5 protein-coding genes and 1 pseudogene are annotated in these 7,568 nt (G+C 67.4%); 3 read left to right on the top strand and 3 right to left on the bottom strand.

Annotated features, from left to right (window positions below):
• Positions 1 to 1,084: 1,084 nt before the first annotated feature.
• A complete protein-coding gene (locus ACFZDJ_RS39865; RefSeq protein ID WP_391066455.1) occupies positions 1,085 to 1,948 on the top strand; it encodes an alpha/beta fold hydrolase in 864 nt (287 codons plus the stop codon).
• Positions 1,949 to 2,379: 431 nt separating this feature from the next.
• Here ACFZDJ_RS39865 and ACFZDJ_RS39860 read toward each other — a convergent pair.
• Positions 2,380 to 3,209, bottom strand: a protein-coding gene (locus ACFZDJ_RS39860) for an IS5 family transposase (RefSeq protein ID WP_391066452.1) whose coding sequence is annotated in 2 segments (ribosomal slippage) — positions 2,380 to 2,799 and positions 2,802 to 3,209 — 828 coding nt in all. Because the reading frame shifts where the segments join, the coding sequence is not laid out codon by codon here.
• Between the two features lie 334 nt (positions 3,210 to 3,543).
• Between ACFZDJ_RS39860 and ACFZDJ_RS39855 the strand changes: the two genes are divergently transcribed.
• On the top strand, positions 3,544 to 4,518 hold the full coding sequence (locus ACFZDJ_RS39855) for a zinc-binding dehydrogenase (RefSeq protein ID WP_391066449.1): 975 nt from the start codon (positions 3,544 to 3,546) through the stop codon (positions 4,516 to 4,518).
• Positions 4,519 to 4,675: 157 nt separating this feature from the next.
• Here ACFZDJ_RS39855 and ACFZDJ_RS39850 read toward each other — a convergent pair whose 3' ends face one another.
• Positions 4,676 to 5,047 carry a hypothetical protein gene (locus ACFZDJ_RS39850; protein WP_390931763.1) on the bottom strand — a complete coding sequence of 124 codons (372 nt, stop codon included), beginning with the start codon at positions 5,045 to 5,047 and terminating at the stop codon, positions 4,676 to 4,678.
• A 371-nt stretch (positions 5,048 to 5,418) separates the two neighbouring features.
• Positions 5,419 to 6,346 (bottom strand): annotated as a pseudogene (locus tag ACFZDJ_RS39845) (alpha/beta hydrolase).
• Here ACFZDJ_RS39845 and ACFZDJ_RS39840 point away from each other — a divergent pair.
• Positions 6,285 to 7,448 carry a LuxR C-terminal-related transcriptional regulator gene (locus ACFZDJ_RS39840; RefSeq protein WP_391066446.1) on the top strand — a complete coding sequence of 388 codons (1,164 nt, stop codon included), beginning with the start codon at positions 6,285 to 6,287 and terminating at the stop codon, positions 7,446 to 7,448. The pseudogene ACFZDJ_RS39845 and the gene ACFZDJ_RS39840 overlap by 62 nt on opposite strands.
• Positions 7,449 to 7,568 lie beyond the last annotated feature (120 nt).

Raw genomic sequence — 7,568 nt, 5'->3', positions numbered from 1 at the left:
TGTGAACGTCCTCTGTGCCCTTCTGCGCGACGGACGGTGCTACGAACTCACGCCGCCCACCGTCCTCGCGGCTTGACAGACCGCATTAGGAATCGTTGCCGAGGGACACCCAGGTCACCTGAGACCGCAAGCGAATCGGGCCAGATCACCTGAGACGGGGGCCAGATCCCTGGAGACGGGACGCCTCGACACGGGATGCGGCAGGCACGAGACTCGCGGTCTGTCTCAACGAACCGAGTCCACGCGTCTCACCCAATCCAGTCCACACAGGTCAGCAGCACACGAACGACTGACTTCGATGAGACAGGACAGCGCCGTACCGAATCGACCGTGGGCGGCAAGTGCTCTGGCTGCTTGGCAAAGCAGCGTGCGACCCAAATATCTTCATCGCCCCACAACTTCTGAAGCTCCAGAGGGATGGCGGTCTCGCTGGTGACCCGCCATCTGTCAGCGGGCCCAGTCACCTCAACGTCGATCGGTCACCCCAGGCGCTCAGGCGAGCCAACTCAAGCACTCAGCCACGCCGGGTGGGTCGGGTAGCCGGATCACGTTGCCGTGATCCGGCTACCCGACCACACTGTGCCGGAGCGCGGCAGTTGTCACCAACGACGCTGCCGACCTGAGGGTTCCTGTAGACGAGGCACGAGAGTTGTCACCAGGTCGGCGCGCTTCTTGTCACCGGCGGTACGGGAAGCGCGGTTGTTGTCACAGGCTTCGGGACTCTGCCGGAGTCCCTGAAGGACTGCACAGTGCGACGGAAGTGACGAGTGGGTTTTGTTCACGAGAACCGGCAGCCTGTCCTCGACGAGTGGCATGCCGGGAGGTGGAAGGGCTCGTCCGGGTAGTGCGGATGATCTTTCACTGAGTACTGTGAATCATCGGATAGCGGGCAGCCGTTCGCACGCTGCCCTCGTGACTCCGCGATTGACCGCTGCCGCTTGCCTTGCACGAAGACGTCTCTGCGGCTGGATGGTGCGCCGCAGGACGACGTCTCGTTTCTCGGCCGCGAGGTGGTTCGCGGCGTCGGGAAGAGCGACGCGCGTGCCGCCGACGCCGCAGAGGACCAGAAAGTGGGTGTAGACAGATGCAACCGACGTTCGTACTGGTTCACGGAGCTTTCGCGAACTCTTTCTCCTTCGCACCACTCCAGGCCGAACTCGGCCTCCTCGGACACCGTTCGGTCGCCGTCGATCTTCCGGGGCACGGGTTCGCCGCGACATACCCGCGGGCCTATCAGGCGCCGCAGGATCTCGAAGGGCTCGCCACCGCGCCCGGGTCCATCAAGGGCGTCACGCTCGCCGACAACGCCGCGCACCTCATCGGGATACTGGAGCGGGCGAAGCGGAACGGGCCCGTCGTCCTCGTCTCACACAGCCGCGGCGGCATGACGGCCACCGTCGCAGCCAACCAGCGGCCCGACCTGATCGACCGCATCGTCTATGTCTCCGCCTGGTGCCCCGTCGACCTCGACGTCAGCGCCTACTACGCCGAGCCCGAGATGGCCACGGTCGACGCCACAGGGCCGGCATCGGCGATGGTCGGGAACCCTGCCGAGCTCGGACTGCTGCGCTCCAACTTCCGCACCGCCGACCCTGGCGTCCTCGCGGCCTTCAAGTCGGCTTTCCTAGCCGACGGGACGGACGAGGAGTTCATGGTTTTCCTCAACACCTTCCAGCCCGACGAGAACCTCGACGTCGGCACACCCGATGACCGGGCGCAGTCCGACAGTTGGGGGCGGATCCCCAAGACGTACGTCCGGCTGGCTGAGGACACCAGCGTGCCGCTCGCCATGCAGGACCGGATGATCCGCGAGGGCGACGCGCTGACGCCGGAGAACCCCTACGACGTCCGTACGCTCACCAGCAGCCACCTGAAGTGGCTGGTCGACCCGGCACCGGCGGCCCGAGTTCTGGGTGAAATCGCCGCGCTCTTGCCTGCTGAATCATGATCGGAGCCTTGCGGTTGCTGTACGCCTGCGAGCGCTTCCATTAGGTCGCCGAGTGGTCCCGCCTCGGCTCGATGCCGAGGGACAGCGAAGGCTCGAAGGGAGCGCGTGTTGCACGTGACCTGCGGAATCGACTGGGCGGAGGATCACGTGCGCCACGAGGCGCTTGAAGTCGAGTGAGGGTGAGAGACCTTCGACTCCTGGCCGTCGCAGCGGTCGGGTGAAGCCGAGGGCTGCCTGATGGGAGCTGCCTGGTAGGTAAGACTCGGTGCGCCGTAGCCGCCAGCAGGTGAGCACCCAGGCTGCCGGAAGCGTTCGGTTTCTGGGACCAGACCGTGCCCCTGCTGGTCGGCCGGAAGGCCAGACCGCTGATGGGGTGGCGTGCCCGCCGAAGTAGGCGTGAGCACTGGATCCATGAAGCGCTGTTTCTCGGATCATGTGCGAAGCCAGACCGTGAGAGCCGCGAGCGTGACGGTGCCGAGGTAGATGTATACGCGCTTTTCGTAGCGGGTGGCGACGGCACGGAAGCCTTTCAGCCGGTTGATGGCGCGTTCGACGGAGTTGCGTTTCTTGTAGTGCTCGCTGTCGAAGCCGGTGGGACGGCCGCTGTGGGCCTTCTCTGCCAGGACACGGTCGGGGCGGGTGCGGGGCCGCCCGACTCCGGTGCGGGGCACGGAGACCTGCTCCAGCACGCACTCGAGTTGGGGGCCGTCGCCGTAGTGTCCCGGTGTCAGGACGAGGGCAAGGGGCCTGCATCGCCCCTCGGCGGCGAGGTGGATTTTGGTGGTGAAGCCTCCGCGGGAGCGTCCCGGGCACTCGCCGATCTGACCACCTCCGCCAGCCGGCCGACCAGTTTCCCCAGGACCGGATCGGCCTGGTTCGTCCCCTGGCAGGCCCCCTTTTGAGGAACCGCGGAGGGCGGCGCTTTCCTTGCGCCGGCGGCGTGCTGGTGGGCCCGCACCGCTGTCGAGTCCACCGACACGTCCCAGTCGATCTGGCCCGCGGCGTCCTCGGCTGCCTGAATACGCGACAGCAGCATCTTCCAGGTTCCATCCGCTGACCAGCGGCGATGCCGCTTATAGACCGTCTCCCACGGCCCGAACCGCTCCAGCAGGTCCCGCCACTGCACACCCGTCCGCACCCGGTAGAGAACCCCGTTGATCACCCGGCGATGATCGCTCCGCCTGCCCCCACGCGCACCACCAGGAGGCAAGAACGACTCCAACCGATCCCATTCCGGATTCGTCAGATCCCCACGGCCCATACCTCCGACATGGTCCCAACACCCCACTCATGTCAGGAGATCCGAGAAACAGCGCCGAGGAGCCGCGACTTCGCTGGCAACGAAGGCGCTTCGTTGACAGCGGACTGGCAAATCCGCTGCGGCACCCTACCTTCGCCTTGAGCAAAGCCTCACGCACAGGAGATGGTCATTCACATCATGGATGTAGCCCGCACCGTCGCCGCCCGGTTCCGTGCGTCACCTAGGGATTTGCCCCGATGCCCGCACCTGGGTCGCTCGCCTACCGTCGTGAGTAGTGCTGAACTTCCGGTCAGCCGATCCATTCCGGATCGCACTCGTGTAGTACGGAGGCCCGATGAAGGCGATCGCCCAGGACCGGTACGGCTCGCCTGACGTCTTGGAGCTCAGGGAGGTCGCCAAGCCGGTCGTCGCCGACCATGAGGTCCTGGTTCGAGTCCACGCGGCTGCGGTCAACGCCCGCGACTGGCACCTCATGCGGGGCGACCCGTACCTGGCGCGCCTGGTGCTCGGGTTGAGCGGCCCAAAGACGAAGATCCGGGGCACGGACTTCGCGGGTCGGGTGGAAGCGGTGGGCAGGAACGTGAAGCGTTTCCGTCCCGGTGACGAGGTATTCGGCGAAGTCGACGGGGCATTCGCCGAATACGTGTGTGCCCAGGACAACGTGGTGGAGCCGAAACCAGCCGGCCTGTCGTTCGAGCAGGCGGCCGCGGTGCCGCTGGCGGGGAACACCGCACTGATGGGCCTGCGCGACCTGGGACGGGTACAGCCGGGACAGCAGGTACTGGTTAATGGTGCGTCAGGTGGTGTGGGCACCTTCGCCGTACAGATCGCCAAGGCGTTCGGCGCGGACGTGACCGGCGTGTGCAGTACGAGAAACATGGAACTGGTGCGGTCGATGGGCGCGGATCATCTCATCGACTACACCCGGGAAGACTTCACCCGGAACGGACGGCGGTACGACGTCGTGTTCGACCTGGTGGGGAACCGTTCGTTGACCGAGTGCCGACGCGCGCTGACACCCACGGGGAGGCTCGTTCTCTCCGGTGGGGGCGTATCCGAAGGCGGGAGTCTTATCGGGCCGATGGGTCTCATCCTCAAGGGGCAAGCGATGTCACGCTTTGTCCGCCATCGGCTGCTCGTCCTCACGGCGACGCCGAGCAGGGAGAACTTGGCGGCGCTGAGAGAACTCGCCGAGTCCGGGAAACTCACCCCAGTCATCGACCGGACCTACCCGTTGAGTGAAGTACCCGAGGCCATTCGGTACCTCGAAGTGGAGCATGCGCGCTCGAAGGTCGTCATCACCGTGTGATGCACCGCTGAGGCCCAGCATGTATCTGAGGCCGCCCCCTCTTCCTCGCTCCTCCCGATACCTGGACCGGTCAGCGGACAGCCATGCCGGCCAGCGGCAGCTCTGACAGCCTCTACCGACTGTGACCAACCACTGCGGCCCCCGGGCAGTGGATGGGCTACCGGTTGAGGGTGACAGAGTTGTAGGGCGTCAGGTTGAAGCTCCCGATTTCCTGCACCTCGAGCGCCACGTGGCAGCCGACGCCGTTGTAGCCGGTGCACAGGCTCATGCTGGCGCCGCCGTACTGGTTGTTGAAGACGTAGTGGTCGCCATACTGGTTGCTCAGGTTGTGGGCGCCGTAGCTCCAGTACACATTGGTCGGGTGGGGGTCGAGGTACGGGTTGCGGTCCTGGCCCCAGATGCAGACGGCCCCGTACGGGCAACCATTCCAGTCCCCCTCAGCGGGCTTCGCCTGTGCCGCGCCGCACATCGCCACGACGGCGGTCGCCGCAGTCGCCAACGCGGCGACGCCGCGCAAGATTTTGCGCATGTCATTCCCCCTATGTCTGAACCGGTCGATGGAAAGGACATAACTATCGGCTTAGGCCTGCGCGGTTGCTCACCCGTCGGCTAGAGGACCTCGCGTTGCAGGGCCTGTGACTTCGCGACCTTCCTCCTACGGTCCGGCCGGAGGCGATACCGCGGACTGCATCAGCGTGACGGACGGGGTGTCCCGTCACGAACGATCCGGCCCCAGCCGGGCCCGGTGACGTGCGGCGACGACCAGTTCAGTTGAGACGTGGGGTCGCTGGGCATCTCGGTTGATGTGGTCCCGGGCGAATGGATGCCCGGATGCTGTCTCGGGTGATCCAGTCCGGTTCAGCACACCGTCGGGCTGGTAGCGGCGGCCCGCCCTGATGTCTACTCGGTGGCGGCCAACTGGGCCCGGAAGAAGTCGGTCAGCTTCTCGACCGCGGGCCCGACGTAGGGCTCCTTGTCGTAGTGGTCGACGTGGCCGGCTCCGTCGATCCAGTGGAGCTCCTTCGGGGCGCGGGCGTTCTGAAACGCCTCCACGCTCATCCAGGATGTCATCGCCTCGCGTCCGGCGATCATGAGGAGCGGACGCGCCGCGATCAGGTGGACGAAGCGGAAGGCGTCGAAGAAGGCCATGCGGTCGACGCTGGACCAGGTGAAGGACTTCGCCGAGCGTGGGTGCTGAGCGCGGTCGGAGCAGTAGTACTCGCAGCCCTCCACGGCGTGCCGGCCCCCCCAGCGCGCGGGCCTGCTCGGCCGTGTCGGGGAAGAGTGGGAAGGTCTGGACTCCCTCGCCGCGGGCCTCGGCAGTGCGCGCGGCCGCGGCCGCGGCGAGCATGCCCTGGAAGACAGCCGGGTCCTGGGCGCCGTCGGCGCCGTCACGGAACTGGCGGGCGATGTCCACGGCGCTGACGGTGCCGACGACCTTGATCCGGTGGTCGGACACCGTCGCGCTAAGGACGTAGCCGCCGGAGGCGCAGATGCCCAGCGCCCCGATGCGGTCAGCGTCGACATCGTCACGAGTAGTGAGGAACGAGACTGCGGCCTTGATGTCCTCGACCCGGTGGGCTGGATCCTCCAGGCCGCGCGGCTCGCCCTCGCTCTCGCCCTGGTAGGCGGCGTCGAACGCGAGGGCGACGAAGCCTTGCTCGGCCAGACGAAGCGCGTACAGGCCGACGGCCTGCTCCTTCACACCGCTGCCGGGGTGGCTGACGACGATCGCCGGGCGCGGGCCGACGGCCCCGTCGTCCGGCGTGTACAGGTGGCCGGCGAGCTTCAGCCTGCTCGCCGGGCCGCACCAGCTGGCCGAGGAGATCACCACCCTGCAGTTCCTCGACCGCTACAAGCACGCGCAGCTCCTGCTCGACCAGGTATGGGCGGAGCACGGCGACACGACCAGCGCGATCTTGCCCGCTCTGCACTGTGCCCGGCTGTGGCAGGACTTCAACCTCGGCCGCTCGGACGAGGCCGTCGCGGACGCGCACACCCTGCTGGAGCTCGGTCGGCAGTTGAACAACCTTGTCTATGCGCTGGACGCGGTGATCGTGGAGGCCTCCGTGGCGCTGCTGCGCGGCCAGACTCAAGACGCCGCGGCCCTGGTGGATTCCGCCGAGCAGCTCATCGATGCCGACGCAGATGTGCGTCGCCCGGGCCTGACCGTGCTCGCAGGATGGGTCGCGGCCAGCCAGGGCGACCTGAGCCGGGCTCTGGACCTGCTGCGGCCAGTTGCCGAGGGCGCGAGCAGTTCGTGCAACTACTGGCCGCTGTGGCCGTGCTGGATGGGCCTGTTCTTCGAAATCGGCGTCGCCGGGCACGATGGTTCGTTCGCCAACGTGGTCGTCCGTGTCGCTGAGCTGGCCGCGGAGCGCAACCCCGGGGTGGCCAGCTTCGAGGGCGTGGCGCTGAGCTTGCGCGGACGCAGCATGGGTGACCTGCCGATGATCGCGCGCAGTGCACAGATCCTCGCGCGCAGCCCCCGCCCCATCCTGTCCGGCTTCGGCGCCGACACCTACGGCCGGGCTCTGCTGGCCGACGGGCAAAAGGCCGCGGCTCTGGAGCAGCTCGACCGGGCCTGGGACAACTACCACCGCATGGACGCCCGTGTCTACCGGGCAGAAGTCGAGCGCATCATGCGTCAGGCCGGCGCCCGCCGGGCGAAGTGGGCGGTGGCACGCACCCGCCCGGACACCGGTTGGACCGCCCTGACGGAGGCCGAGCGCCGCGTGGCACTGCTCATCGCCGACGGGCACTCCAACCGCTCCGCCGCCGCCGAACTCGAGGTGTCCGTCAACACCGTCGGCACTCACCTGCGCGCCGTGTTCGCCCAGCTCGACGTCCAATCCCGTGTCCAGCTGGCCAACACGTTGCGCGGCGCGCAGTCGGCGCCCACGAGCGACCGACCCGGCTCAGCAGGGTGAGGCGGGTGCGCGACCGCCCGGACGCCCTGCGACACCGCGCATGACGCGCGCCGGCGCCGGCGCTGCTCCTCAGCAGGCCTGGGGCTCTTGGCGACCTCGTGCTTCCCCACGGGATACCGG

Origin of the sequence: Streptomyces sp. NPDC007896 (genome assembly GCF_042959425.1) — a bacterium.
GTDB lineage: Bacteria > Actinomycetota > Actinomycetes > Streptomycetales > Streptomycetaceae > Streptomyces.
The sequence above is the reverse complement of the archived record's forward strand: the minus strand, read 5'-3'. Positions and strand labels throughout refer to the sequence as shown.

Excerpts from the sequence above, each read along its gene's own strand:
- ACFZDJ_RS39855 (WP_391066449.1), top strand. The coding sequence starts at position 3,544 with ATGAAGGCGATCGCCCAGGACCGGTACGGCTCGCCTGACGTCTTGGAG.
- ACFZDJ_RS39850 (WP_390931763.1), bottom strand. The coding sequence starts at position 5,047 with ATGCGCAAAATCTTGCGCGGCGTCGCCGCGTTGGCGACTGCGGCGACC.
- ACFZDJ_RS39865 (WP_391066455.1), top strand. The coding sequence starts at position 1,085 with ATGCAACCGACGTTCGTACTGGTTCACGGAGCTTTCGCGAACTCTTTC.